The following is a 24,956-nucleotide window of genomic DNA, read 5'->3' as shown; positions in this document are numbered from 1 at the left end:
TTTCCTTATGTTAAAGGCAATTGAGCGCAGCCACAGGAACGAACGTCTAACCTCATACGGTCTGGGGAAAATTCTTTACTTCCGCCGTGTCGCTCTGGCGCAAGGAAGTTCATAAGAGCAATCAGGCAGATATTTTTTCCAAGTTTTGCAACGCAGCCCGGTGCGGAAAAAATGGCCTATCCAATGACAAAAGGTCGGACCATCAATCACGATGTTCCGACCTCTCGATTATCCTTTGCGCTTTACCCAGAAAACCAGGCTCAGCGTGCTCCGCGCACGAAGCTTTCGCCCAGCGCCTGCGGCAGGCTTGCCTTGCGGCCTGCGATCAGCAGCACCAGCATGACCATGGCGAATGGCAACATCTGGATCACGTCTGTTGGCACATTAACACCGGCAACCTGCAAGGCCGTTGCCAGCGACAGGCTGACACCGAACAGCAATGCGCCGCCCAATACCCATAGCGGCCTGCCGCGCGCCAGCATGGCAAGCACAATGGCAATGAAACCATTGCCATGGCTCATGAACGGGATAAACACGCCTGCAACTGCGACCGACATGAAGGCACCGCCAAGACCGGCCAATGCACCCGTTATCAACACGGCAATGCTTCGCGTGCGGACAACATCCACACCGGTTGCATCAAGTGCCGCCGGTTTATCGCCCGCAGCCTGCAGGGCCGTACCGAGATGCGTCATCCGGTAGATCCAGGCGAAAACCGCGACCAAAATGACCGCCACATAGACAACCGGATTATGGTTGAACAGGATTGGCCCCAGCACGGGGATTTCGGACAAAGGCCAGACCGGCCATTTCGGAGCACCGTCCAGACGTGGATATGTTTGCGAAAACTGCACAAAATGCAGGAGTGCGGTCAGACCTTGCACAGCGAGCGTCAGGGCAATGCCGATGACGATCTGATTGAGGCCGAGCCGCACGCAAAACAGTACCATGAAGGATGCGATAAACGCGCCCGCAGCGATGCCGCCGACAAAGCCCAGCCCCATGCTGCCGGTAGTCCATGCCACCAGAAAACCGGCATAGGCACCGGCCAGCATCATGCCTTCGAGACCGATATTCAGCACGCCTGCCTTTTCCGACAATTGCTCGCCCAGCCCGGCCAGCAAAAGTGGCGTACCCGCAGCGATTGCGCCGAGGAACAGGGTGATGATGAAACTTTCCGTAAAAAGCGCCATGTTTTCTCCTCCTCAGACCTTCGCCCGGTAACGGCGGTTCTTGTCAAAATATTCCGCCAGCGCCAGTGTGATCAGCAACAACGCCACGATAACGAGCGAGAAGAAGCTTGGCACACCGAGCCGACGCGCCGCGCTTTCCCCACCGATTGTGAGGGCGGAGAACAGGAAGACATAGGCGATGGAGCCAAAGCCGTTGAGCCGCGCGAGGAAAACCAGCGGCACCACCGTGAGGCTATAGGCCGGGTTCCAGTCCGCGCGGACATTACCTTGCGTACCCAGAATATCCACGGCGCCTGACAACCCGGCGAGGCCTGCCGAAATGGCAAAAACAGCGATAGTCAGCTTCGGAACCGACAGACCGGCATGAACGGCGGCGCGTGGATTGGCTCCGACCAGCCGCAATTTCATGCCAAACGAGGTTTTCGTCATCATCAGATGCATGGCGATGATAACGACGAGGCCGATGATCAGGCCCGACGAAATGGTCGTATCAAACAGTTTCGGCAAGCGCGCATCCACCGGAAGCGTGCGCGTTTGCGGGGTCGTGGTCGCCGGATCGAGAAAAGCAAGCTTTACCAAAACATTGGCCAGCGAAACGCCAAGGAAGCTCATCATCAAAGTGGTGATGATTTCATTGATGCCATGCCACGCCTTGAGCATAGCAGGCAACAGGCCCCAGACCGCCCCGACCGCCAGACCGATCAACAGACCAACTGCGAGGTTGAGCCAGATTGGCAATCCGGCCGTGTGCAAAAGCGGTGTGGTAGCCGCGACAATCACCGCAGCGAGCAGAAACTGCCCGTCGCCGCCAAGATTCCAGATGCCAGCGCGGAAGGCCACAATCAGGCTTGCCGCGATCAGCAGAAACGGTCCCATACGGGTCAGTGTTGCTGAAAGGCCGGAAGGCGACAAAATCCCCCGCTCGACCACATAGGCATAGTAACTCAGCGGATTGACGCCCATGGCGAGCAGGATCAGCCCGCCCAGTACAAGGGCCGCGACCAGCGGTCCAACGCTGACGGCAAGGATTCTGCCCCACGCGGAAAAAGGCGGACGTGTCATCTGTCCAGCCATCCCAGCCGTGCCGGCTTGCTGATCGCTCATTCTTCTTCTCCGGTACTCATCAGACGGCCGATGGCATCGCGCGCGCCTGCTCCATTTTGGACCGTACCGAGCACTCTGCCCTGGTCGATCACGGCTATTCTGTCGGCAAGCTCCAGAAGCTCGTCCAGATCGGTGGAAATCAGCAACACCGCCTTGCCAGCATCTGCGGCATCGCGAATACGCTGGCGGGTGGCCCGAATGTTTTTCACGTCGAGCCCATAGGTCGGCTTTGCAAAAATCACCGCTTCGGCTGCGCCCGTCAGTTCGCGCGCCAGTAGAACCTTCTGGATATTGCCGCCCGACAAAGTGCCAACCGGCGTCTGGACATCCGGCGTGCGGATATCGAAATTGCGGACATGTTCGGCAGCCTGAGCGCGGATCTGTTGCGGTTTTTCCAGCCCCTTGCGCCAGAACGGCGCAGCGCCGATGTCCTTCAGCAGGAAATTGGTGGCGACCGCGAAAGCGCCCACCGTTCCCTCGCCCAGACGATCATCCGTCACGTAGCGCAAGCCTGCCGTACGGCGCTCGCCCACCGAAAGCGCGCCGATTTCAGTTCCGTGCAAGCGAACGCTTCCAACGGATGGAGCCTGACCCGCAAGCGCTTCGGCTAGCTCCTTCTGGCCATTGCCGTCGATACCGGCAATTCCCAGAACTTCCCGTGCACGGATTGTCAGCGAAACATCGCGAACCGGAATACGCCCCGCGCTGGAACTCAGCTTTTCGACCGTCAGCACTGTGGCACCCAGATCGCGACTGACACGTGGCGCGGTTTCACCATCACCCGTGGCGGCATTGCCGAACATGAGCTGGATGATATTGGCAGTGTTTTCTGCATCGGTATGGGATTTCAGCTCTTCCGGCGCGATAGCACCAGCGTTCTTGCCGAGGCGCAGCACGGAAATCCGGTCGCCATAGGCAAGCGCCTCGTTGAGCTTGTGGGTAATGAATATGACCGCGAGCCCTTCCGCCACGAGCCGCCGCATCAACTGCCCCAGCGACACGGCCTCGTTGGGCGTCAGCATGGCTGTCGCCTCGTCAAGGATCAGGCATCGGCTGCCGCGCATCAAGGCACGCAGAATTTCCACCTGCTGGCGTTCGCCGAGTGACAGGCTGGAGACCAGCGCGAAAGGGTCGACCCGCAATCCCACGCGGCTTGCCGTTTCGTTGATACGCTTCGCAACGCCGCTGCGATCCGGTTTCCGCCACCAAGCACCACCCAGCGTAAAATTGTCGACGACCGTCAAACTCGGCACCAGCATGGAATGCTGGAACACAGTGCCGATCCCCAACGACAAGGCATGGCGGGGCGATGTGATATTGACCTGTGCGCCATCCACCTCAATCCAGCCATCATCGGGCTGCTGTAGCCCTGACAGCATGCCGACAAGTGTGGATTTACCAGCGCCGTTTTCGCCAAGGAGAACATGAACCTCGCCCGGCCAGATATCTGTGCTGACATTATTATTGGCGACGACACCCGGAAAGCGCTTGGTTATGCCGCGCAGAGCGACAAAGGGCATGCCCGAAGAACTGACCGGAGAGTTTATTGCGTGTGATGAAAGAGGGACTACTTTTTCTGTTGTCGCCTGCATCAAACTGTCCTTCATGGAAATCCGTCTCGTCGCGACCGGATGGATCACGACAATGCCCGGAAGCAACGAGACGGGTATTCGAGCGCTGTGCGTCCTTTCGGACGCACAAAAGTCGCTCTCACTGCTTTATCCATGCATCCTGCTTTTCAGAAATCGAACCCGATTTCCGTGCCGATGCCAGAGCAAGCCGGTTACTTGGAAGCGACCGTTTTCACCAGCGCATGCACGCTGTCGGCATCGAACTTCGGCTCAACCTTGATCTCGCCGGAGACAACCTTGGCCTGAAGATCTTCGATCTCCTTCCACACATTGTCCGGGATGTTCTTGGTCTTCAGAAGACGCAGGCTGCCGTCATCCAGCTTGATATTATAGTTGTGGCTGCCGTATTTGCCGTCTTTCAGGTCCTGAATCATCGCCGCATAAACGGGTTTCAGATCCCAGATGACGGAGGACAGCAGGAAGCCCTTGTCGATCGGGCTCTTGTCGCCGATGACGTCGATGAAATAGGCCTTGCCGCCATCCGTGGCAGGCGTGGTTTCAACGGCCTGCAACATGCCGAAGCTGGAACCGTTGCCCTGTCCAAAGATAACGTCCGCGCCGGAAGCGATAACCGTTTCCGTCACGCGCTTGCCGCCTGCGGCATCCGCATAGGCAGCTGGTCCAATGACGGCGTAACGAACTTCAACCGCCGGGTTTTCAGCCTTCACGCCCTGCGCAAAAGCAACCGACATGTTGTTCCACGATGGCGGCTCACCCGAAACGACGATACCGACGACCTTGGTGCGGCTGACCTTGGCGGCGAGACGACCGGCGAGATAAGCACCATCGCTACCGGCAGCGGTATAATCGGCCACTTTGCCTGCGGAAAGCTTGTCCGGGCTGTCGACAATCGCGACGGGAACCTTCATTTCCTCACCGATTTCCGGCGCGGCCGTGTTGTAGCCGGAAGCATGAGCGATCAGCAGACCGGCGCCATCTTCGGCAAGCTCGCGCAGCGTCGGGCGCACATCGCCATAGCCGAGATTTTCCGCAACCACGACCTTCACACCGGCAGCTTCGCCAGCGGCCTTGGCAGCGGCTACGCCCTGCTGGTTCCAGCCCATGTCGGTTCCCATTTCCGGAGCCAGAATAGCAATTGATTTGATATCTTCCGCCAATGCAGTACTGGCCATCCAGCCGCTTACTGCAAGAGCAAGCACAGCTTTACTTACTGTACTGATTCCCATTTTCTTCATTTTGTCGTTCCCTATTGTAGAATTTTGTTGACTATTTCTTACTCTCCGGTTGAATCTTAAGTACAAACGGGAGCAAAGTTTGAAAATGCGAATTCACCTTACCTTTCTTGCTACAGCACTTCTTGGACTAAACACCGCGCAGGCCGCCATCAGCGGCCAGTCGCTCGACATTACGGTCGAGAACAGTGGAAAGACTTCACTGGCATGTTCGGCTGCTTTCGCGCACTGGTTCTCCGCCGATCTTGGCGAAGTTGCACCCGGCGCTAGCCGTTCATTCAGCTTTGGTGTCGATGTGAAGACAGGCAATGTCTTCCAGTTGAACTCGGTCGGCGACAAGATGGCCGTGCAGCGCATCTGGTGCGGGCACAAGGGCGATGACTGGGCAACACGCGCCGAAATTCCGATGGAGCGCCGCGCAGGCGTGACGCCGGAACCGGTGCATCTGCGCTGCGAGGCAGGCGTCAAGGCAACCCGATGCGCCGCCCCATAGCGGCGCTCGACCAAGCCCTGGATTGGGCGAATTGCCAATCTGTTACAGCCTCGCATCTGACCCCTCCATTTGGAACGAAGCGGGTCCGAAACGCAGATCACCGAAAGATCTCTGCTGCGCATGAACCTCACCCCGATTGACAGTGCGAGAATACGATAGCATGATCATACCGTAATACAATATTGAAAATCGACTAGCGGTGAATTTGCAGAAAATCCTTGCATCCATTTGGATATAAAGGAAAATTTTAAAATAGGCCGCAGATCAGCATTCATAAGAGAGAGAAAATGCGCACAGCAATTGTTACCGGAGCGAGCCGCGGATTGGGGAAAGCCTTCGCTATCGGACTGGCAAAAGACGGGTTCGCACTTGGTCTTTGCGCCCGTGATGCGGCAGCTCTGGAAGAGACTGCGGAGGCTGCACGCGCCGCTGGTGCGCCGGAGGTCGTGGTCATTGCCGCCGATCTTTCACAACCGGGTGCAGCTGAAAAAGTTGTCGCCGATACGCTCGCCGTCACCGGACGGATCGATGCGCTGATCAACAATGCAGGCGCGACCAAGCGCGGCGACTTTCTGTCGCTGAGCGATGATGACTTTCTGGAAGGCTTTGCGCTCAAATTTCATGCCACCGTGCGTTTCTGTCGGGCCGCGTGGCCAGCCCTTGTCGAGAGCAAAGGCAGCATTGTGAATATATCGGGCGTCGGCGCGCATACGCCCGAGCCCGACTTCACGATTGGCGGCTCGGTCAACTCAGCCCTGATCAATTTTACAAAGGCGATTTCAAAGCGCGCCCAAGGCACCGGCATGCGGATCAATACGCTCTGCCCCGGCCATATCGTGACCGACCGGCTGCTACGTCGTATCGAAGTGCTGGCGAAGGAACGGAATATTTCTCTGGACGCAGCACGCGATGCGCTACGTGACGCGCAAGGCATCCAGCGCTATGGAGAAGCAGAAGAAGTTGCCGACGTCGTGCGCTTTCTTTGCAGCCCTGCGGCTGCCTATGTGCATGGCACGGTCATCAATGTCGACGGTGGTGCGACGCCGGGAATATGATCCCGGCGCCGAACTTTCGGTTTAAGAAGCGCTGGCCTCTTCGGCCAGCCGCTCGCGCAGAATAGCGATTGCGACTTTGCCTGCGTTCATGACGTGATAAGCCGCCGCCTTGCGGGCTTCCTTGCCGCGTCTGGCTGCCAGATGGCCAACGACCTCTTCCAGCTCGGTGAGGCTTTCGCGCGTTCTACCCGGTGCGCCGAGCGACGTTGCGCGGAGAACCATGACGCGGGCGTTCAGTGACGACAGTGTATGCCCCAGCGCCTCATTATGCGCACCGTAGATCAGGCAGTCATAGAAGGCGTTTTTGGCCGTCAGCCGCTCCAAAGGATCCGTGATCTTGTCGCTGTTCTTCAGCACTTCGAATGCTGCCTTCAGAGCTGCAATGTCGTCATCAGTCGCATTTTGGGCGAACAGTTCGCAGGCGAGACCTTCCAGTTCGATACGCACCTGATAGATGCCCTCGGCCTGTTCGGGCTTCAGCCGCGCGACGATCGGGCCGCGATGCGGCACCACTTCCACAAGGCCTTCACTCTCCAGCTGACGCAGCGCCTCGCGCACAGCCGTGCGGCTCACGCCAGTCATTTCGCACAGATCACGTTCCGTGATGCGCTGTCCGGCGGTGAAATACCCAATCGCGATAGAGTTACGGATACTTTCCGTAACGCTATGACGGACAGGTGCAGCGGCCTTTATCACTTTGAAATCAATAGGTGGGTTTTTTCCGTTCATCAATATCGCCATAAGTTTGCGCCCCATAAGCGAAAAGCGGGCATATTACCGTATTACTATACGATAACTGCACTTTTTGAAAGCATCCCCTTGTTCTCCCTGCCCGTTTTAGGTGCAGAACGTTAAGCGGGTGCCTCTTCAATCACCGCCATCGCCGCCGCAACACCTGCGCCAACGTCGATATTTGGCACACCTGCCGCCTTAAGACCGCCTGCAATGGCAGCAACCGAGACGAGCGAATAGGTCGGACGTGCTGTCGGCCCCATATGTCCGATGCGGGTCAGTTTGCCGAGCGTTTCCCCGCGCCCTGACGAAAAGACAACTCCATAGCGGTCGCGGATTGCCGCCCGCAATTTCGCCTCATCCACCCCTTCCGGGATTGCCACAGCCGTACAGGTCGGCGATGCGATCTCTTCCCGTGCAGCCCAAAGTTTGAGACCGGCTGCCTGAATGCCTGCGCGGCAGGCTTTGGCAGTCCATGCATGGCGCGCCCAGACGGCCTGTTCGCCCTCTTCCAGATAGAGATCGAGCGCCGCATCCAGCGCGTTGATTTCGGAAACAGATGGTGTGAATGGGAAGGGCTTGTGTGCTTCATGGGCACGCTTCCAATCAATGATCGACAGGATGGAAGCTTTCGGCGCATTGGGATTGGCGGCGATTTTCTCCCAGGCCTTTTCGCTGACATGCAGGAGTGTCAGCCCGGGCGGGCAACCGAGACACTTGTTCGGACCGGTCACGAACATATCGGCATGCGCCGTTTCAGGCAGCACATCCATACCGCCGAATGCCGATACGGAATCGACGATGAACAATTTGCCCTCAGCCTGAACGACCGCTCCGATTTCAGCGACCGGATTGACCGTACCGGATGGCGTATCGTGGTGGCAGATCGACACAACCGCAACATCAGGACGATTTTTGAGGAAATCAGCCACTGTTTCGGCGGTCAGCACCTCATTATAGGGCACTTCCAGCTCGACCACTTCCTTGGCATAGCGCGCAGCCCAGAAGCCGAAGCCTTTTCCGTAGACGCCCGAAACGAGATTGAGCACCACATCGTTTCTGGTGATCAGCGAAGCGGCTGCCGCTTCCAGCCCAAGAACAGGCTCTCCATGCAGGATAACCGGCGGTGTTTTGGTGTGAAACACGCGCTGCACCTTGGCATTTACAGCCTCGTAGAACGCAAGAAATGCCGGATCGTAATCATAGAGAACCGGTCGCGACAGGGCCCGCAATACAGCCGGATAGGCATCGACGGGACCGGTGGTCAGCGTAAAAATCGGGTCGGCAATTTTTCCTGCATTCATTTCGTTCTCCCTTGCTTATGCTTTTATGTCGATGCGCTATCTGGCTCGCGCCAGGCTGAGAAATGACGTGGCGTCGGCGGTCTTCTCTATCCCTTCAAGGGCAGCGATCAGCGCCTCGCCGTCGATTGCAGTTCCGCGCCAGTCGATCTGCGCCTTGAATTTCTGCGCCAGTTCGGCGTTGCTCATTGGATGAGCCAGCCCACCCTTGGCGCCATCGATCCTGCGCACCAGTTTGCGCCCATCCTCAAGCAGAACGCAAACCTCGACCGCCTCGAATGAAAACGACGGATCGTCGACGAAGGATAGTTTTTCACCCAGCGCCTTCAGTTCGGGATCAGCTACGGCAGCATCTGAGAATGCTGCCAGATCGGCCTTGCCCCACAGCAAGCTGACCGCAACGGCGTGTTGGGCGCTAACCTGCGCCAGCCGCCCGGTGGTAACGCCGGGCCTATCCGTGCGCTGGCGGAGCAGCGGGTGGCCGGTCAGTGTTACAGAGGTAATGGCATCGACCCGCAGACCGCCTTCACCGTGAAGTTCAAGGCAAGCTTCAATCACCGGATTGAGCACCACACCGCATGGATAGGGCTTGAATGTGTTCTTCAAAATTTCCCAGTCGCTGCCAAGTCCGCCGGTCAGCGCATCAAAGTCTGGCGTATCGGAATGCAGGGCCAGAAAGCCGCGCGCACCCTCCAGCGGCTCCGCGGGGCCGGTATATCCGTCGGCAGCCAGCAAGGCCGACATCAGGCCTGATCGCGCCGCCTGCCCTACGGAAAGGCTTTTGGACATGGTGCCCAGTGTTTCGACCGAGCCGGATGCCTGAGCCAGAGCATGGCCCAGCGCATCGACGAGTTGCGACGGTGAAAGCCCCAGCAGTCGACCCGTCGCCAGTGCGGCACCAAATGTCCCGCAGGTGGAGGTAATGTGCCAGCCGCGCGCATAATGAACCGGATGAAGAGCATTGCCCAACCGGCACGTCACTTCCGCACCGAGCACGAAAGCCTCAATCAGATCGGCGCCCGATACCGGACGCCCTTCCCCGGCCATGGCTTCGGCCAGCGCCAGAATAGCTGGCGCGACCGGTGCCGATGGATGGATAACTGTCGGCACATGCGTGTCGTCAAAGTCGAAAATATTGGCGGAAGCGGCATTGATATAGGCCGCCCAAAGCATGTCAGCTCGCTCGGAACGGCCAATGATGCTCGCTTTCGCCGGTCCAGAAAAAGCTGGCAGCATGGCCACCAGCTTTTGTGTCGCTGCTTCGTTCGAGCCGCCTATGGCCGTACCGACCATATTGAGCAATGAGCGCCGTCCCGCAGCGCGCACTGCTTCAGGCAAAGCTGGCGGAGCATGGACAAACTCCGCCAGAGTGAGGCTTAAACCCTTCATGTTATGCGCCAGCAGCTTTGCCGCGCACTTCGGCACCTGCCCACTTCTCGAGCGGGCGAATGATGGCGGTCATGTCGGCATCCGCACCGAGATCGGCCTTGGTGATCGAGAAGAGCATGCGCACCGCATTGCCCACCATCATCGGCACACCGAGCCGTTCGGCTTCTTCGAGGCACAAACGGATATCCTTGAGCGACAAGCCAATTGCAAAACCGAAATCGAAACCGCGCGGCAGCACGAAGCGTGGGATTTTATCGGCGCTCGCGGAGGTGCGACCGGAACCGGCATTCAGGACTTCGATCATGACATCTGCGTCGAGACCGGCCTTGGCACCCATTACCATGGCTTCTGACGTGATCGCCAATGCAGCAGCCGAGCAGATATTATTGATCAGCTTCATCACCTGCGCCTTGCCCGGCTCTTCGGCGACACCGATCACCTTGCCGAGCGCGAGTAGCATCGGCTCCACGACCGAAAAATGCGCCGAAGGACCAGCAGCCATAAGCGCAAGCGTTCCCTTCTTGGCACCTGCGACGCCGCCCGAAACCGGACTATCAATCAGGGCAATGCCCGCAGCCGACAATATTTCAGCCAGATCCATCTCGGCCTTCGGCCCGGTGGTCGACAGATCGACGACGCGTTTCACCACGCCGGGATTGGCCGCAATACTGCGTCCGACAGCGATCACCACCTCGGGCGTCGGCAAAGACAGGAAGATCGTCTCTGCGCGCGCGGTCAATTCGCCGATGGTGCCAGCCTCTTCCGCCCCTGCGGCAACCAATGCGGCCACCGCCGCTTCGGCGCGGTCATTCACGGCAAGCTTGTAGCCTGCGCCGATGATGCGCTCCGCCATTGGGCGCCCCATATTGCCAAGGCCGACAAAACCGACTTCACTCATTCCACTCTCCTGTTATCGCGGTCGCGCCATCAGGCAAACGACCAGCCATTATCCACCGGTATCGCCGCACCGTTGATTCCTTCGCTGGCAGCGCCGCAAAGGAACAGCGCCAAGGCGGTCACCGTCTCCATCGGAATAAATTTGCCACCCGGCTGACGGGTGGAAAGGAAAAGACGCGTCGCCTCTTCAGTGCTGATGCCCTTTTCTGCGGCCAGCACTTCAATGCGGCCAAGGGCGGAATCGGTTGCCATCAGCCCGGGGCAGATCGCGTTGCAGGTGATCGCGGTTGAGGCCAGCTCCAGCGCGACCGTCCGCGTCAGGCCGATCATTGCGTGTTTGGTGGTGACATAATCCGCACGACCGGCCAGCGCGATGAGACTGTAAACCGACGCCATATTGACGATCCGCCCCCAACCCCGGGCCTGCATGCCCGGCAGACAGGCGCGAATCAGACGGAAAGGAGCAGACAGATTGACCTCCAGCGCCTTGTCCCAATCGGAATCGGCCAGCGCCTGCACCGGCGACATTTTGCGGATAACCGCATTGTTGACCAGAATATCGATCCCGCCCAACTGTTCGGTTGCAATGGCTGCAAGATGATCGGCTGCCCCGGTTTCAGACAGATCGATCACCGATGAGCCGACCGGCTGGCCTGTTTCGCGGCTCAGCGCCGTCGCGGCATCGCTTACTTCGGGCAGAACATCGGTCAGAAACACACGATCTCCGGCCTTTGCAAAACTGCGGGTCAGTTCCAGCCCGAGACCAAAGGCCGAACCGGTAATCAGAACACCACGTCCTGTTGCAAGCGTCATCGCGCCAGCTCCTCCCACGTCAAACTTGGGGCGACATCAAGCCGAACGACGATCCCCTCCAGTTCTGCCGAAGGTGCTGAATAGGCCTGCATAACCGCCGGATCGTGGCCCGGAACAATGTGATCGAGGCTTGGCGCCAGTTCGGTCAGCCGTGCATAGCCGCGAATAAGAGAGGCTTCATCGTAGAGCACGGGAAACGGATTGCGATGCTCCACATTGGCGTAAAAATGCGTTGCATCGGAAGCCAGGACTACCCAACCCCGCGCGGTATAGACGCGAACCGCCTGCAAACCGGCGCTGTGGCCCGGCACAGCATGAAGCCAGAATCCGGGCGAAAGTTCCCGGTCGCCCCGGTGAAACTCGATCCTGCCCGCATAAAGGCTGCGGATATAGGCGACAATGTTTTCAACATCGAAAGGAGCACGCGCTTTCGGGTCGCACATGCAGGGGCCGGTCGCGTGGCCCGCCTCATCAACCTGCAAATGAAAATGCGCAGCCGGGAAATCACCAAGCGTTCCCGCATGATCGTAGTGGAGATGCGTCAGCACGACCTGGGACACTTTGTCTGCATCCACACCGAGAAGTGCCAGCGCATCCACCGGCTTTCGCAGCAAGGTTCTCCCCCGCGCATCGGCAGCATCCTGTCCGAAGCCGGTATCGATGACGAAAACCTCGTCACCGCGTCGGGCAAGCCAGACGAAATAGTCGAGATCGGCACCCGACTCATGCGGATCCGAAACATGCAGAAAATTGTCTTTGATTGTCCGTCCGCCATGGGTGGCGTAACGCAAGGCATAAAGCTCGAAGGGCGCTATTTCCCCGTCAGATCCCGTTATCGGCTCCGCCATGATCCTCCCGCCCCACAAGCGCATTCGACGTTGATGCGCCGAACAATTTCATCTTAGCCTACAGTATGACCGTAATCTTGTCATACAATCTATTGACAGGTCAAGTCCGGCATGTCTAACCTTGGGTCAATAAGAAAGACAAAACCACGGGGACAAGCTGGCGCACTGCCACCTTAACGGAGAGATGTATGACTCGTCCTGAATTCAACGGTGAACAATTCCAGAAGGGGCTGAAGGTTCGGCGCGAAGTGCTTGGCGAGGCTTATGTCGCGCCATCGCTGGCCAATGCCGATGACCTGACCGCACCGCTTCAAAAGCTCGTCACCGAATGGTGCTGGGGTGAAATCTGGACCCGCCCCGGTCTCGAGCGCAAGACCCGCAGTTTTCTCAACCTCGCCATGCTGACGGCGCTGAACCGTCCGCATGAAATCAAGATCCACGTTCGCGGCGCATTGAACAATGGCGTGACCGAAAACGAGATCGTCGAGGTCATTCTTCAGGCCGCAATTTACTGCGGTGTGCCTGCCGCGCTCGACGCCATGCGCGTTGCTTCGGATGTGATCCGGCAAATGCGTGAAGAAAAGGCCGAAAGCGCCTGATTTATATAACCGGAAACGCTCCATAAAACCGGGGAACACCGGCGATTCCAATTGCAAATAGGAGGCCCAATGACACAGGGAACAGCTACAAAACCAGCCAGCACGCCGCATCGGCTGAAGACCGGCGCGGAGTATAAGGAGTCCCTCAAGGACAACCGCCAGATCTGGGTCGGCGGTTCGAAACTGAACTCCGTCTATGACGAACCCGCGCTGGCCAGGGGCATCGACCTTCTGGCCTCGATGTTCGACGATCAGTTCACCGAAGAACATGCCGACGCCACCACCTATTACGACGAAAAGGCCGGCGCTGTTCTCAGCCGTTCGTGGCAGATTCCGCGCACCAAGGAAGACCTGGCCGCACGTCGCCGCATGATCGAATATACTTCGCTCAAGACCGCAGGCACTTTCGGACGTCCGCCAGATCTCGCGCCTTCCATCGTTGTTGGCCTCTATGCCTATCTGCCGACCTTCAAGAAGAAGAAGTCGCTGATCGACGGCATCGATCCAGACTTCGCTGAAAACATCGAACGCTACATGGAATATGGTCAGAACAACAATCTGACCGCATCGGAAAGCCTCGCCGGACCGCAGGCTGACCGTTCCTCACCCAAGGCTTCGGAAGCCTCGCTCCTGAAGGCGCGCAAGGTTACGAAGGACGGCGTCTATATCTATGGCGCCAAGACCGTCGGTTCGATTGCCGCTCAGGCCAATGATATTTTCTTCACCAATCTCGGTGGCATTCAGGAAACTCCTGCGGATGCCTGCATCTGGGGTTCGGTTCCAATCGATACGCCCGGCATCAAGATGATCTCGCGTGAAATGGTCTCGCAGCCATTGTCGAGCAAGTTCGACCATCCGGTGTCGAGCCTCGGCGAAGAAGCTGACCAGTTCATCGTGTTTGACAATGTCTTCGTACCGAAGGAACGGCTCTTCAACCTCGGCGATCCGACGGCGATGAGCTATTACGGCCCGGTCTGCGTTTTTGCACACTGGCATGTCCTCACCCGTCTCGCCGTGAAGGCGGAATTGTTCGTCGGTGCAGGCCAGATGGTTCTCGATTATCTCGGCACCGGCAAAATTCCGGCTGTTCAGATGATGCTGGGCCAGCTGGTCGAATATGCGCAGACGCTCCGCGCCTTCGTCACCGCTGCCGAGGCGCTGGCTGTCCCGACCGAAGGCGATGTCATGCGTCCCGATGTCGGCATGCTCACCGCCGGTCGCCTGTATTCGATCGAAAACTACCCGAAGATCATCCATATCCTTCAGGAACTGTGTGGTCAGGGTCTGGTGATGCGTTTTGGCAAGAAGGCGTTCGACAATCCGGAAGTCGGCCACTTCCTGCATGAACTGCTGCCCGGACATGGCGTATCGGCCATGGTCAAGGAACAGCTGATGAATTTCATCTGGGACATGACCTCCGGTTCGCTGGCTGGCCGCGTTGCGCTGTTTGAAAACGTCAACGCCACACCGGCTCCGGCCCTGCGCGCCCGTCTTTATAATGAAGTCAAGCGCGACGGCTATGTCGCCCAGGTGAAGAAGATCGCCGGGATCGAGTAAAGCTCTGACGACCCCGCCTGATGCCAATCGGGCGGGGTTTCTTCTTTCGCGACATGTTGGAGATTGCGATGGATCAGTCCACGCTTATCGACCGCTTTTATAGCGCTTACACTTCGCGCGATGCCGAGGGAGCGGCTTCGCTTTATCACGCCGATGGCTGGCACGAGGAAGTCGCCATGGCAAAACGCCGTCAGGGACACGCCGCTCTGGCCGAGGGGCTGACCGGCTTCTGGCGCATGCTGCCTGACGTTGCATGGGAACGGCGCGGCTATATCCGCTCCGGCAATCAGGTTGCGGTTCCCTATCACATGACCGGCACCTTCACGCCGCGCGGCGACAATGTTGAACCACGCCAGATCGCGCTTGACGGCCTGCATATATTCGAGTTCCAGGACGGTCTGCTGGCGGGCACCAAAGACATGTGGGACCTCGATCTTTTCAAAGCGCAGATGAGTTGAGACGATGAATGATCTGGCGAAACTCGACGGCATCGCGATTGCCGGTCTGATCTCCAGCAAAGAGATCAGCGCAAGCGAAGTCCTCGAAACCACTATCGAACGGATCGAGCGGCTCAACCCGCAGCTCAATGCCGTCGTGCACCCGCATTACGATCTCGCGCGCAAGCAGGTCGCTGACGGCTTGGCCAAAAGCCCGCTTTCAGGCGTTCCGATGCTGTTGAAGAACACCGGCTTCGAAGCGGAAGGCATGCTTCTGTCGAGCGGGTCGGAACTGCTGCGCAATGTCATCAGCAAACGCGATTCCACCATCACCGCGCGCTATAAAGCGGCGGGCATGGTGATTGTCGGCAAGTCCAATACGCCGGAATTTGCGCTGAGCTTCACCACAGAATCCGACGCCTTTGGCCCAACCCGCAATCCTTGGGATATCAACCGCACGGCGGGCGGCTCGTCAGGCGGCTCGACTGCGGCTGTCGCCAGCGGCATGGTGCCGCTTGCCAACAGTTCGGACGGTGCGGGTTCCACACGCCTGCCTGCCAGCCATTGCGGTCTTTTCGGGTTCAAGCCGTCGCGGTTGGTCAATCCCGTTGGCCCGGCTGTGGCTGAAGCCATTGGCGGCATGTCCACACCACACGCCGTTACCTGGTCGGTGCGCGACAATGCGGCCATGCTCGACGTGACAGGCGGTAGCGATCTTGGCGACCCATGGGCGTCTCCGGCCGCCACGCCGGGCAGCTATCTGGCGGCGCTCGACAAAACACCACCTCGCCTCAAGGTCGCGATGATTGTCGCTGCACCAGACGGCAGCCCCATAGACCCAGAAATGGTCGACAGCGTGCGCGCCACGGCGCGGTCGCTGGAAGACCTCGGACACAGTGTCGAAGAAGTTACAGATGCAGGCTATGACGCGGAAGCGCTGAAAGCAGCATGGCGCATCATCGTCGGCGTCAATGTGGCCTTGGGTGTCAGCGGTGGCGATGCAGCCTCTGCCAACATCGCCAAGCTTGAGCCCGTCAATCAGCAATGGGTCCGCGAAGCCTTGGCAATACCCGGCACCCGCTATTTGTGGGCCGTCAACCAGCTGCACGCTTCGGCACGAGCGCTCGGGCGGTTCTTCAGCATATATGACGTCATGCTGACCCCTGCTGCGGCAGAACCCGCGCCGCTCTTGGGCAAGCTTGCCGGTCAGGGCAAGAACATCGACGAATTCTACGATCTGTTCTGGTCGCATTCGCCTTTCACTGCCGTTTTCAACACATCCGGCTGCCCAGCAATGTCGGTTCCACTCGGCATGAGTTCCCATGGCCTGCCCATCGGCTCGCATCTCGGTGCCGGTTTTGGAAACGACGCACTGCTTTTTGCGCTGGCGGCGGAGCTTGAACGCGCCGCTCCCTGGATCGACCGGCGCCCATCCATATTCGGCTGAGGAAATGTTTGATGAACAACTCTGAAATCCTTGCCCTTGATGCTCGCGACATCGCTGCTGCCGTAGCCTCCGGTGCTCTCACCACCCGTGCGGTCACGGAAGCCTATCTTGAACGCATTGCGGACAGGGACGGCCCGGTCATGGCGTGGCAGCATCTTGATGCCGCGCAGGCGCGCGCCGCCGCCGATGCGATGGATGCATCTGGAGCCAAGGGAGCGCTGGCTGGCGTCCCGATTGGCGTCAAGGACGTCATCGACACAGCCGACATGCCCACGGGCTATGGTACGAGCATCTATGAGGGCTTTCAGCCGCCATGGGATGCGCCAGCCGTGCAGATCACCCGCAATGCAGGCGGCTTGATCCTGGGCAAGACGGTGAGCACGGAACTTGCCATGGCAAGCCCGAACAAAACCCGCAACCCTCACAATCCGGCCCATACGCCGGGCGGATCGTCATCCGGTTCCTGTGCTGCTGTTGCCGCTGGCATGGTGCCTCTGGCCTATGGCACGCAAACTTCCGGTTCGGTTATCCGCCCCGCAAGCTTTTGTGGTGTGACGGCCTTCAAGCCAACCTTCGGGGCGATCAACACGGTCGGGATCAAGGTGCTCTGCCATGGGCTGGATACGCTCGGCATTCTCAGCCGCAATATTGGCGATGCCGCCCATTGCGCCGCAGTGCTGACCGGCAAATCCGAACTGGCCACCCTCACAGCACCAGCGCGCCCTCGCATCGGTGTCCTGCTCGGCACGCGACTCGAAAAGGCGGAAGCCTATGCGATCGACATCGTCAACCGGCTGGCGTCCCTTGCGGAAGCATCCGGCGCAGACGTAACCGTGCTGGCCGCTCCGTCCTGGTTTGATGGCATTTTCGACCTGCATGAAGCCGTCATGGGCTGGGAAGTCACCCAGTCACTCGTCTCCGAGACCAGCCGCCATTGGGATCGGCTGACACCCGTTACCCGCGCCATGATGGAAGATCAGGGTCGCGTTGATGAAGTGCGCTATCGTGCCGCCATGGGCGAGATTCCGGGCATTCGCCTGATGATGGACGCGATCCTCTCGCGTTTCGATGCGGTGTTGACGCTGGCCGCTCCGGGCGAAGCGCCGGAAGGAACGCCAACTGGCGACCCGATTTTCAACCGGCTGTGGAGTGTCCTGCAAGTGCCACTCATCTGCCTCCCCGCAGGCAAAGGCCCGAAGGGATTGCCAGTCGGCGTCCAGCTTGTCGGCGCGCGCGGCGCCGACCACCGGCTAGCCTCAGCGGCGCTCTTTCTTGAAACCGTGCTTGCTGCAAAAGGAGGCACCCTATGATCCAGCCAGCTACCGATCAGCTGACCGATGATTTTCGCTCCGCCATGCGTCAGCTTGCAGCGACGGTAAACATCATCACCGCCGGTGAAGGCGATCAGCGGCGCGGCCTGACGGCAACTGCCGTCTGCTCCATGTCGCTGACGCCGCCTTCCATGCTTGTCTGCGTCAATCGCTTCGGTGAGGCGCACAAGGCGATCACCTCGGCGGGAAGCTTCTGCGTCAATATTCTCGCCGACCGCCAGCGTGAAGTCGCCATGCGTTTCGCAGGCCAGATCGGCCAGATGGGCGAAGACAAATTTGCGCCCTATCGCTGGACAAGCCTTGCCACGGGTGCACCCGCTCTTGATGACGCCATGGCCAATCTCGATTGCGAGATCGCCACGGTTTCCGAGACGGACAGCCATTCGATTTTCATCGGCAATGTAAAGGCAATCCGCTTCGGGCCAGAAACATCGCCGCTACTGCACTACAACCGCAACTTTTTCACACTGGCAAACCAAAACGCACTCTAGAGCGGTTTCAGCAGAGGTTGAATCGTAATAACCGCTCTAGCCTTTTGTTTTGTCGCACATCCCGACAGAGTGGGAACAGGCTGCACCAGAAAATTCATAATAACAAATAGATAGAGCACTTTCTTCATCGGTACTGGCCGACGTGCTCTCTGGTGCAGCCACAATGTCAAACGGGCATACGCCCAATGGAGGTATCATATCATGTCAATCAGCGACGCTCAGTTCCTGAAGGGCTGGAGACAGGTGCTCAAAATGTGCAACCTGAAAGCTGGCGAACAGGTCACGATTCTGACGAGTGACGACAGCAACAAGCAGATCGCCTATATCGCCAAGCTTGCAGCTTCCGATCTTGGCGCGGTTGTCACCGAACTGAACCTTGCTCCGGTCAACGCCGAAAAAGCGATTTCGCCAGACAAGTCTGGCTATATCGGCAAGACGCCGCTCGACGGCAATTCGGCCGCACTGGCTTGCCTTATGGCGTCCGACATGGTCATCGACACATTGCAGCTTCTGTTTTCCAAGGAACAGGAAGAAGTGCTGAAGACCGGCACGCGCATGCTGCTGGCGGTGGAACCACCGGCAATCATGATGCGCCAGATTCCGCGCCCAGAAGACAAGCTGCGCGTTCTCGCTGCCGCCAAGAAGATCGGCGCGGCCAAGGAAATGCACGTGACCTCGAAAGCCGGTACGGATTTTCGCTGCCGTCTCGGCCAATATCCGGTTCTCACGCAATATGGCCTTGCCGATGAGCCGGGCCGTTGGGACCACTGGCCAAGCTGCTTTTCCGCCCGCTGGCCGGATGAAGGCAGTGCCGAAGGCACCATCGTCATCGACGAAGGTGACATTCTGCTGCCGTTCAAGAAATACGCTCGCGCGCCGATTACGGTCACCATCGAGAAGGGCTTTATCGTCGATATCAAGGGTGGTTACGACGCCGAGTTCATGCGTAAGTTCATGGACAGCTTCAATGACCCCCGCGCCTATGCCATGGCCCATGTCGGCTGGGGTCTGGAAAACCGCGCCAACTGGACGGTGCTCGGCCTTTACAACCCCGAGGCACAGCTTGGTATGGATGCGCGCTCGTTCGCAGGCAATTTCCTGTGGTCGTCGGGTCCGAATACCGAAGCCGGCGGCGATCGCGATACGCCGTGCCATCTCGATATTCCGCTGCGCAATTGCTCTGTCTCCCTCGATGGCGAAGTCATGACACTGGAAGGCGTCGTGGTTCCTGCGGATCAGAAGTAAGGCCATGGCACAATACGACGTGGCAATCATTGGCGCCGGCTCTGCTGGCGCCCTTCTCGCCGCACGGCTGAGCGAAGATCCGGCACGGCAAGTCGTGCTGATCGAGGCCGGTGGCGAGCCGACAGACCCCGATATCTGGAAACCGGCCATGTGGCCCGCCATCCAGCATCGCCCCTATGATTGGGATTATAATACCGTCCCGCAGCCAGGTGCTGCCGGTCGCAGTTTCGCTTGGGCACGCGGCAAGGCGTTGGGTGGCTCCAGCCTGCTGCATGCCATGGGTTACATGCGCGGCCATCCCGCCGACTTTGCTGCCTGGGCGGAAGCGACGGGCGATGAACGCTGGAGTTGGGAAGGCTTGCAGAAAGCCTTCATGGCAAATGAAGACCACGCACTGGGCGGCGATGGTATCCACGGCAAGGGCGGCCCGATGCCGGTATGGATACCGGACGAGGAGGTCAGCCCCCTGACCCGCGCCTTCATCGAAGCGGGTGCTGCACTTGGCCTGCCCCGCATTCCCGGTCACAGCACCGGCCAGATGATCGGCGTCACGCCGAACTCGCTGATGATCCGTGATGGCCGACGCGTAACGGTCGCCGAAGCATGGCTGACGCCAAGCGTACGCGCGCGTCCCAACCTGACGATACTGACAGGTACCCGCACCCGACATCTCAATTTCGACAACACCCACGTCGTGGGTCTTGAAATAGTCGGCCCGGAAGGTTCCGCCACAATCACCGCCGACCAGATCATCCTTTCAGCGGGTTCATTGGAAGGCCCGGCCCTTCTCATGCGTTCCGGCATTGGACCGGAAGACGTGTTGCATGAGGCTGGCGTGACCTGCCGTATCAAAGCACCTGAACTGGGCCGCAATCTGATGGATCACCTGCTTGGCGCAGGCAATCTCTATGCTGCCAGACAAAAACTTGCACCATCTCGTCTGCAACATTCGGAGAGCATGGCCTATATGCGTGCCGATGGCACTGCTGCTGACGGCCAGCCCGAAATCGTCGTCGGATGCGGTGTTGCGCCCATAGTGTCGGAACTTTTCACGGCACCGGCACCGGGTAGCGCCTATTCCTTCCTGTTCGGCGTTACGCATCCCACAAGCCGTGGTGAAATACGCATAACCGGCACAGGTCTGGACGATCCCCTTAGGATCGACCCCAAATATCTCCAGACCGAGAACGACAGACGATTGTTTCGGGCTGCCCTCGCAGCAGCGCGGGAAATCGGCCATCGCCCCGAACTGGATGGGTGGCGCGACCATGAAATTCTTCCCGGAGCGGTAGAAACCGAGGATGATATCGACGCCTTCATCGCCAAGGCTGCGATCACGCATCACCACCCATCGGGAACCTGCCGCATGGGCAAGGACGATGCCGCAGTGGTCGATCCCGATTTGCGGCTGAATGGGTTGGATAATGTCTATGTCGTGGATGGCTCCGTTCTGCCGAGCCTGACCGCTGGTCCCATTCACGCGGCCATTCAGGCCATTGCCGAGCGCTTTGCCAGCGATTTCATCGGCAAGGCAAATTGACGAAACGGGGCGCCTGCGCATCGCCGTCAAAATTCCCGGCTCTGGTCTGTCATCAATGGAGATGAAAGCGCCCTGAATGAATAGGAGTGTTACTCGCCAGCAGCTTCCAGTTGCTGGCGCTTCCTTTTGCGGGATGACAAAACGGAATCGCTCTGCCTGACCACGAGATCAGCGCCGACGAGCACCTTGACTGCGGGCTGCTTGTCAGCCGCATTGATCAGATCGTCGAGTATCGAAACCGCCAGATTGCCGATCTTGCGCTTGGAGACGTCAACCGTTGTCAGCATCGGCTCCATGGTGGCGCTTTGCGGCAGATTGTCAAAGCCGATCACCGAAACATCTTCCGGAATACGCACGCCGCTTTCCTTCAGCGCCCGGATGAAGCCATAGGCAATGATGTCGTTGGTGCAGAAATAGCATTCAGCCAGATCGTGCCCGGATTTCAGCAATTCACGCGTATCGCGATAAGCGCCTTCATAGGTCGATTCGACCGACAGGATATCCTCGGGCTGAACCTTGAGGTTGAGCCGCTGCATGTTCTTCACATAAGCTTCGCGGCGCAGACGGAAGTTCATCGTCTCGGTGGGGCTGGCGACAAAGCCGATGCGGGAAAAGCCGGATTGCTTGAAGTGCGACAAGACCTTGAAGACGGCGTCTTCATTGTTCATATCCACGAAATTGGCCTCGACGACATCATAAAATGTGTCGATGAAAACGGTAGGCAGGCCCATGCCCTGTATCATGTGGATATCGACGGCCGACAATTCGGTGCCAAGCGCGATGACACCACGAACAGGCGCACCCGCAAGTGATTCCGCCACAGTGCTGACCGGCTGCCCTTCAAAACTGGCAACTTCCAGCGTGTAATTGCGGCGGGATGCTTCCGACGACATGCCGTCGATATAGTCTGAAACAAAGACGCTATGATCGCGATTGACCGTGCCGCCATGTTTGGAAATCTTCAGGAATCGGATGGTTTCACCCGGTCCGCTTGTGCCATTGCCAGTTTTGGTGACGCGTGGCACATAATTCAGCCGTGAGACAGCCTCAAGAACGCGCGCTCGCGTCTCACCCGAAATCTCGCCCTTGCCGTTGAGCACAAGCGAAACCGTGGCCGGAGAAACACCCGCATTCTCGGCGATATCCCTGATCGTAAAAGATTTCTTCTTTTTCATACGCTCCGCACGGCTGCCGTCATCAGCACGTCATTCCCCTATTTGGCCGCTTCAGGCCTCACCCGCCCGACTGACCCGCTTTGGCAGCGCCAGAATGACAGGCTGGATTCCTCTTCACTGCGTATCTTATTCGGAAATCTGCGCCACGCTACTCAGAAAGCACGGCGATAAAACACTATTTGTTTAGTAAACACAACTGCCGTGTTTTTAAAACGATTAAGCTGAAAACCTGCGTAAATCAACCAAAAATTAGGCACACTCCGCTTGACATCGCCGTTAGCAAAGCAATAGGTTTAGTGAAATAATTTTTTGTTTAGTAAACGCTGTAGGAGGAGACCATGCAGAGGACAAGCAACCCGCTTGCCATGCTTGTTGTCATTAATGTGGGATTGCTCGCGCTTGGCGCGTACATCTCCGGCGGGTCTTTTCTCTCCCTGTTCAACTTGCAGTCCATGGCTGGTCAGGTTCCTGAAATCGGCCTTCTTGCCATCGGCGTGATGCTTGCCATGTGCGCCGGTAACGGCGGCATCGATCTGTCGGGCATCGCGCTTGCCAATCTGGCAGGCGTGGTTGCAGCGGTTATTGCATCGTCCTTCGTGTCCGCCTCCGTGAACCCGCTCGCCTTTAGCGTCGCATTCATCGTGCTTGCGCTGATCATCGGCCTTGCAGGCGGCATCATCAACGGCATCCTGATTGCGCGTTTCAACATCACGCCGATTCTCTGCACGCTTGGTACGCAGATGGCCTTCATGGGTCTTGCTGTCGTGGTTTCAGAAGGCCGCGCCGTGATGGTCGGCAGTCCCGACCTTCTGTCGCGCATTGGCAATGACATGTTCCTGGCCGTGCCGATCAGCTTCCTGATTTTCCTTGCGGTCGCCATTCTCATCGGCGCTGTGGTTCGCTTCACGCCTTTCGGCGCTTGGCTGATGCTGATGGGCACCAATCCGAAGGCAGCTGTCTTCGCTGGCTTCCCCCGCGCTCGCGTTCTGATTGCAACCTATGCAACGAGCGGCCTTTTGGCTGGCATTGCAGGCGTCATCATCGCCGCACGCAACGTCAACGTGAAATATGATTACGGCAGCTCCTATCTGCTGGTGGCCATTCTCATCGTCGTTATGGCGGGCGTGAAGCCTGAAGGTGGCTATGGTCGCATCATCTGCGTGGTGCTGAGCGCCATCGCCTTGCAGCTCATGTCGAGCCTGCTGAATTTCGGTGGACTGTCCAACTTTGTCCGCGACTTCGCCTGGGGCCTGCTGCTGCTCGCATTCCTCGCTGTCGGACGATACGACGTCGCCAGTTTCTTTAACTTGGGCAATCGCACCAAGGCACCAATTGGTGCTCAACCCTCAAGCACCAAACGGTAATACTGAGGGACTCTCACTGAGGAGGAAATCATGAAAGCCAAGACGAAGAAGCTGCTCGCTGGAACGCTCATTGCTGCCACTGCACTTGCAGGCGGCGCAGGCACGCTGGCCGCGCAGGACAAGCCGGTCATCGCAACCGTTGTCAAGATCAGCGGTATTCCGTGGTTCGACCGCATGAACACCGGCGTTGAAGCCTATCAGAAGGCCAACCCGGATGTGGTTGCAACCCAGAGCGGCCCGGCAACTGCCGACGCAGCACAGCAGCTTCAGATCGTTCAGGATCTGGTCGCCAAGGGCGTCAATGCGCTTGCCGTCGTTCCGATGGACCCGGCTGTTCTCGAAGGCACGTTCAAGCGCGCTATCGAACGCGGCATCGTTGTCGTGACCCACGAAGCCGACAACCAGATCAACACCATGGCTGACGTCGAAGCTTTCGACAACGCCGACTACGGCAAAGCCCTGAACGAACGTCTGGCACAGTGCATGGGCAAGAGCGGCAAGTGGACGACCTTCGTTGGTTCGCTCGGCAGCCGTACGCATATGCAGTGGGTTGGCTCGGCTGAAGAAAATGCCAAGCAGTATCCGGACATGCAGCTTGTCGACCCGAACAACGAATCCTTCGACGATGCCAACGGCACCTACGAAAAGGCCAAGGAAATCCTGCGCAAGCATCCTGACCTGAAGGGCTTCCAGAGCTCGGCTGGCAACGACGTTCTCGGCATTGGCCGCGCGATCGACGAAGCTGGTCTGAGCGGCAAGGTCTGCCTCGTTGGCACTGGCCTTCCGAACCCATCGGCTGATCTTCTGGAATCCGGCGCCATCACGGCTATCGGTTTCTGGGATCCGCAGAAGGCTGGCATGGCGATGAATGCTGTTGCCAAGCTTCTTCTGGAAAAGAAGGAAGTCAAGGACGGTATCGACCTCGGCGTTGAAGGCTACAACAAGGTTTCCGTGAAGAAGGGTGCAGGCGAAGGCCTCCTCGTCATCGGCAACGGCATGGTTATTGCCGACAAGGATTCCTACAAGGAACACCTGTTCTAAGAAGCCTTAGAAGATCCGACTGCTAGTGGTGTGGATTCCGTTCACCCCCGCCATATAGCGTCAAAGCCTCGGATGCTTTC

At 58.5% G+C, this 24,956-nt stretch carries 23 protein-coding genes; 12 read left to right on the top strand and 11 right to left on the bottom strand.

Going from position 1 to position 24,956, the window contains the following annotated elements; translation table 11 throughout:
• Positions 1 to 260: 260 nt before the first annotated feature.
• From ACTJKP_RS12780 to ACTJKP_RS12765, 4 genes are all read right to left on the bottom strand, one after another.
• Positions 261 to 1,193, bottom strand: a complete 933-nt coding sequence (locus tag ACTJKP_RS12780) for a putative B6 ABC transporter permease subunit 1 (RefSeq protein ID WP_078339138.1) — start codon at positions 1,191 to 1,193, stop codon at positions 261 to 263.
• Between the two features lie 12 nt (positions 1,194 to 1,205).
• A complete protein-coding gene (locus ACTJKP_RS12775) occupies positions 1,206 to 2,297 on the bottom strand; it encodes a putative B6 ABC transporter permease subunit 2 (RefSeq protein WP_440630920.1) in 1,092 nt (363 codons plus the stop codon).
• On the bottom strand, positions 2,294 to 3,889 hold the full coding sequence (locus ACTJKP_RS12770; RefSeq protein ID WP_440630919.1) for a putative B6 ABC transporter ATP-binding protein: 1,596 nt from the start codon (positions 3,887 to 3,889) through the stop codon (positions 2,294 to 2,296). Before ACTJKP_RS12770 ends, ACTJKP_RS12775 begins: the two co-directional genes overlap by 4 nt.
• 191 nt (positions 3,890 to 4,080) lie before the next feature.
• A complete protein-coding gene (locus ACTJKP_RS12765; protein WP_078339141.1) occupies positions 4,081 to 5,124 on the bottom strand; it encodes a putative B6 ABC transporter substrate-binding protein in 1,044 nt (347 codons plus the stop codon).
• A gap of 85 nt (positions 5,125 to 5,209) precedes the next feature.
• Between ACTJKP_RS12765 and ACTJKP_RS12760 the strand changes: the two genes are divergently transcribed.
• A complete protein-coding gene (locus ACTJKP_RS12760; RefSeq protein WP_078339143.1) occupies positions 5,210 to 5,614 on the top strand; it encodes a hypothetical protein in 405 nt (134 codons plus the stop codon).
• 287 nt (positions 5,615 to 5,901) lie between these two features.
• Positions 5,902 to 6,669: an SDR family oxidoreductase gene (locus ACTJKP_RS12755; protein WP_440630918.1), complete on the top strand. Its 768-nt coding sequence runs from the start codon at positions 5,902 to 5,904 to the stop codon at positions 6,667 to 6,669.
• Between the two features lie 21 nt (positions 6,670 to 6,690).
• Here ACTJKP_RS12755 and ACTJKP_RS12750 read toward each other — a convergent pair whose 3' ends face one another.
• From ACTJKP_RS12750 to ACTJKP_RS12725, 6 genes are all read right to left on the bottom strand, one after another.
• Complete coding sequence (locus tag ACTJKP_RS12750) at positions 6,691 to 7,398, bottom strand: GntR family transcriptional regulator (RefSeq protein ID WP_210238404.1); 708 nt, start codon at positions 7,396 to 7,398, stop codon at positions 6,691 to 6,693.
• Positions 7,399 to 7,520: 122 nt separating this feature from the next.
• A complete protein-coding gene (gene ppaT / locus ACTJKP_RS12745; RefSeq protein WP_440630917.1) occupies positions 7,521 to 8,705 on the bottom strand; it encodes a pyridoxamine--pyruvate transaminase in 1,185 nt (394 codons plus the stop codon).
• A 36-nt stretch (positions 8,706 to 8,741) separates the two neighbouring features.
• The gene (locus ACTJKP_RS12740) at positions 8,742 to 10,091 is read right to left on the bottom strand and encodes an MmgE/PrpD family protein (protein WP_440630916.1); all 1,350 of its coding nucleotides are present in this window, start codon (positions 10,089 to 10,091) and stop codon (positions 8,742 to 8,744) included.
• Between the two features lies 1 nt (position 10,092).
• Positions 10,093 to 10,989 carry an NAD(P)-dependent oxidoreductase gene (locus tag ACTJKP_RS12735; protein WP_440630915.1) on the bottom strand — a complete coding sequence of 299 codons (897 nt, stop codon included), beginning with the start codon at positions 10,987 to 10,989 and terminating at the stop codon, positions 10,093 to 10,095.
• 29 nt (positions 10,990 to 11,018) lie between these two features.
• A complete protein-coding gene (locus tag ACTJKP_RS12730) occupies positions 11,019 to 11,801 on the bottom strand; it encodes an SDR family oxidoreductase (protein WP_440630914.1) in 783 nt (260 codons plus the stop codon).
• Positions 11,798 to 12,649, bottom strand: a complete 852-nt coding sequence (locus tag ACTJKP_RS12725; RefSeq protein ID WP_440630913.1) for an N-acyl homoserine lactonase family protein — start codon at positions 12,647 to 12,649, stop codon at positions 11,798 to 11,800. Before ACTJKP_RS12725 ends, ACTJKP_RS12730 begins: the two co-directional genes overlap by 4 nt.
• Positions 12,650 to 12,837: 188 nt before the next feature.
• Between ACTJKP_RS12725 and ACTJKP_RS12720 the strand changes: the two genes are divergently transcribed.
• From ACTJKP_RS12720 to ACTJKP_RS12685, 8 genes are all read left to right on the top strand, one after another.
• Positions 12,838 to 13,248, top strand: coding sequence for a carboxymuconolactone decarboxylase family protein (locus tag ACTJKP_RS12720; protein WP_121539385.1), 411 nt, complete (start codon positions 12,838 to 12,840; stop codon positions 13,246 to 13,248).
• Positions 13,249 to 13,317: 69 nt separating this feature from the next.
• Positions 13,318 to 14,805, top strand: a complete 1,488-nt coding sequence (locus ACTJKP_RS12715; RefSeq protein ID WP_440630912.1) for a 4-hydroxyphenylacetate 3-hydroxylase N-terminal domain-containing protein — start codon at positions 13,318 to 13,320, stop codon at positions 14,803 to 14,805.
• Between the two features lie 68 nt (positions 14,806 to 14,873).
• Positions 14,874 to 15,263, top strand: a complete 390-nt coding sequence (locus ACTJKP_RS12710) for a nuclear transport factor 2 family protein (protein WP_162762629.1) — start codon at positions 14,874 to 14,876, stop codon at positions 15,261 to 15,263.
• Between the two features lie 4 nt (positions 15,264 to 15,267).
• Complete coding sequence (locus tag ACTJKP_RS12705) at positions 15,268 to 16,689, top strand: amidase (RefSeq protein ID WP_440630911.1); 1,422 nt, start codon at positions 15,268 to 15,270, stop codon at positions 16,687 to 16,689.
• 11 nt (positions 16,690 to 16,700) lie between these two features.
• Positions 16,701 to 17,999 (top strand): amidase, encoded by a 1,299-nt coding sequence (locus ACTJKP_RS12700; RefSeq protein ID WP_440630910.1) that lies wholly within the window; start codon positions 16,701 to 16,703, stop codon positions 17,997 to 17,999.
• On the top strand, positions 17,996 to 18,511 hold the full coding sequence (locus ACTJKP_RS12695; RefSeq protein WP_138783643.1) for a flavin reductase family protein: 516 nt from the start codon (positions 17,996 to 17,998) through the stop codon (positions 18,509 to 18,511). Before ACTJKP_RS12700 ends, ACTJKP_RS12695 begins: the two co-directional genes overlap by 4 nt.
• A 201-nt stretch (positions 18,512 to 18,712) precedes the next feature.
• Positions 18,713 to 19,756, top strand: a complete 1,044-nt coding sequence (locus tag ACTJKP_RS12690) for a 2,5-dihydroxypyridine 5,6-dioxygenase (RefSeq protein ID WP_440630909.1) — start codon at positions 18,713 to 18,715, stop codon at positions 19,754 to 19,756.
• Positions 19,757 to 19,760: 4 nt separating this feature from the next.
• Positions 19,761 to 21,296 (top strand): GMC family oxidoreductase, encoded by a 1,536-nt coding sequence (locus tag ACTJKP_RS12685; RefSeq protein ID WP_440630908.1) that lies wholly within the window; start codon positions 19,761 to 19,763, stop codon positions 21,294 to 21,296.
• Between the two features lie 89 nt (positions 21,297 to 21,385).
• On the opposite strand, the gene ACTJKP_RS12680 is transcribed toward ACTJKP_RS12685, so the two are convergent.
• Positions 21,386 to 22,471 carry a LacI family DNA-binding transcriptional regulator gene (locus ACTJKP_RS12680; RefSeq protein ID WP_440630907.1) on the bottom strand — a complete coding sequence of 362 codons (1,086 nt, stop codon included), beginning with the start codon at positions 22,469 to 22,471 and terminating at the stop codon, positions 21,386 to 21,388.
• A 338-nt stretch (positions 22,472 to 22,809) separates the two neighbouring features.
• Here ACTJKP_RS12680 and ACTJKP_RS12675 point away from each other — a divergent pair, with 338 nt between their 5' ends.
• The gene (locus ACTJKP_RS12675) at positions 22,810 to 23,835 is read left to right on the top strand and encodes an ABC transporter permease (RefSeq protein ID WP_440630906.1); all 1,026 of its coding nucleotides are present in this window, start codon (positions 22,810 to 22,812) and stop codon (positions 23,833 to 23,835) included.
• 30 nt (positions 23,836 to 23,865) lie between these two features.
• Positions 23,866 to 24,876 carry a substrate-binding domain-containing protein gene (locus tag ACTJKP_RS12670; RefSeq protein WP_078339163.1) on the top strand — a complete coding sequence of 337 codons (1,011 nt, stop codon included), beginning with the start codon at positions 23,866 to 23,868 and terminating at the stop codon, positions 24,874 to 24,876.
• The last annotated feature ends 80 nt before the right edge of the window (positions 24,877 to 24,956 follow it).

The organism is Brucella sp. 22210 (assembly GCF_052045675.1).
In the GTDB taxonomy this organism is placed as follows: Bacteria; Pseudomonadota; Alphaproteobacteria; order Rhizobiales; family Rhizobiaceae; genus Brucella.
This window is presented reverse-complemented; position numbering and strand designations above follow the sequence as displayed.

Bases quoted from the DNA above. Each gene is read 5' to 3' on its own strand.
- ACTJKP_RS12780 (WP_078339138.1), bottom strand. From the start codon at position 1,193: ATGGCGCTTTTTACGGAAAGTTTCATCATCACCCTGTTCCTCGGCGCA.
- ACTJKP_RS12775 (WP_440630920.1), bottom strand. From the start codon at position 2,297: ATGAGCGATCAGCAAGCCGGCACGGCTGGGATGGCTGGACAGATGACA.
- ACTJKP_RS12770 (WP_440630919.1), bottom strand. From the start codon at position 3,889: ATGCAGGCGACAACAGAAAAAGTAGTCCCTCTTTCATCACACGCAATA.
- ACTJKP_RS12765 (WP_078339141.1), bottom strand. From the start codon at position 5,124: ATGAAGAAAATGGGAATCAGTACAGTAAGTAAAGCTGTGCTTGCTCTT.
- ACTJKP_RS12760 (WP_078339143.1), top strand. From the start codon at position 5,210: ATGCGAATTCACCTTACCTTTCTTGCTACAGCACTTCTTGGACTAAAC.
- ACTJKP_RS12755 (WP_440630918.1), top strand. From the start codon at position 5,902: ATGCGCACAGCAATTGTTACCGGAGCGAGCCGCGGATTGGGGAAAGCC.
- ACTJKP_RS12750 (WP_210238404.1), bottom strand. From the start codon at position 7,398: ATGAACGGAAAAAACCCACCTATTGATTTCAAAGTGATAAAGGCCGCT.
- ppaT (WP_440630917.1), bottom strand. From the start codon at position 8,705: ATGAATGCAGGAAAAATTGCCGACCCGATTTTTACGCTGACCACCGGT.
- ACTJKP_RS12740 (WP_440630916.1), bottom strand. From the start codon at position 10,091: ATGAAGGGTTTAAGCCTCACTCTGGCGGAGTTTGTCCATGCTCCGCCA.
- ACTJKP_RS12735 (WP_440630915.1), bottom strand. From the start codon at position 10,989: ATGAGTGAAGTCGGTTTTGTCGGCCTTGGCAATATGGGGCGCCCAATG.
- ACTJKP_RS12730 (WP_440630914.1), bottom strand. From the start codon at position 11,801: ATGACGCTTGCAACAGGACGTGGTGTTCTGATTACCGGTTCGGCCTTT.
- ACTJKP_RS12725 (WP_440630913.1), bottom strand. From the start codon at position 12,649: ATGGCGGAGCCGATAACGGGATCTGACGGGGAAATAGCGCCCTTCGAG.
- ACTJKP_RS12720 (WP_121539385.1), top strand. From the start codon at position 12,838: ATGACTCGTCCTGAATTCAACGGTGAACAATTCCAGAAGGGGCTGAAG.
- ACTJKP_RS12715 (WP_440630912.1), top strand. From the start codon at position 13,318: ATGACACAGGGAACAGCTACAAAACCAGCCAGCACGCCGCATCGGCTG.
- ACTJKP_RS12710 (WP_162762629.1), top strand. From the start codon at position 14,874: ATGGATCAGTCCACGCTTATCGACCGCTTTTATAGCGCTTACACTTCG.
- ACTJKP_RS12705 (WP_440630911.1), top strand. From the start codon at position 15,268: ATGAATGATCTGGCGAAACTCGACGGCATCGCGATTGCCGGTCTGATC.
- ACTJKP_RS12700 (WP_440630910.1), top strand. From the start codon at position 16,701: ATGAACAACTCTGAAATCCTTGCCCTTGATGCTCGCGACATCGCTGCT.
- ACTJKP_RS12695 (WP_138783643.1), top strand. From the start codon at position 17,996: ATGATCCAGCCAGCTACCGATCAGCTGACCGATGATTTTCGCTCCGCC.
- ACTJKP_RS12690 (WP_440630909.1), top strand. From the start codon at position 18,713: ATGTCAATCAGCGACGCTCAGTTCCTGAAGGGCTGGAGACAGGTGCTC.
- ACTJKP_RS12685 (WP_440630908.1), top strand. From the start codon at position 19,761: ATGGCACAATACGACGTGGCAATCATTGGCGCCGGCTCTGCTGGCGCC.
- ACTJKP_RS12680 (WP_440630907.1), bottom strand. From the start codon at position 22,471: ATGAAAAAGAAGAAATCTTTTACGATCAGGGATATCGCCGAGAATGCG.
- ACTJKP_RS12675 (WP_440630906.1), top strand. From the start codon at position 22,810: ATGCAGAGGACAAGCAACCCGCTTGCCATGCTTGTTGTCATTAATGTG.
- ACTJKP_RS12670 (WP_078339163.1), top strand. From the start codon at position 23,866: ATGAAAGCCAAGACGAAGAAGCTGCTCGCTGGAACGCTCATTGCTGCC.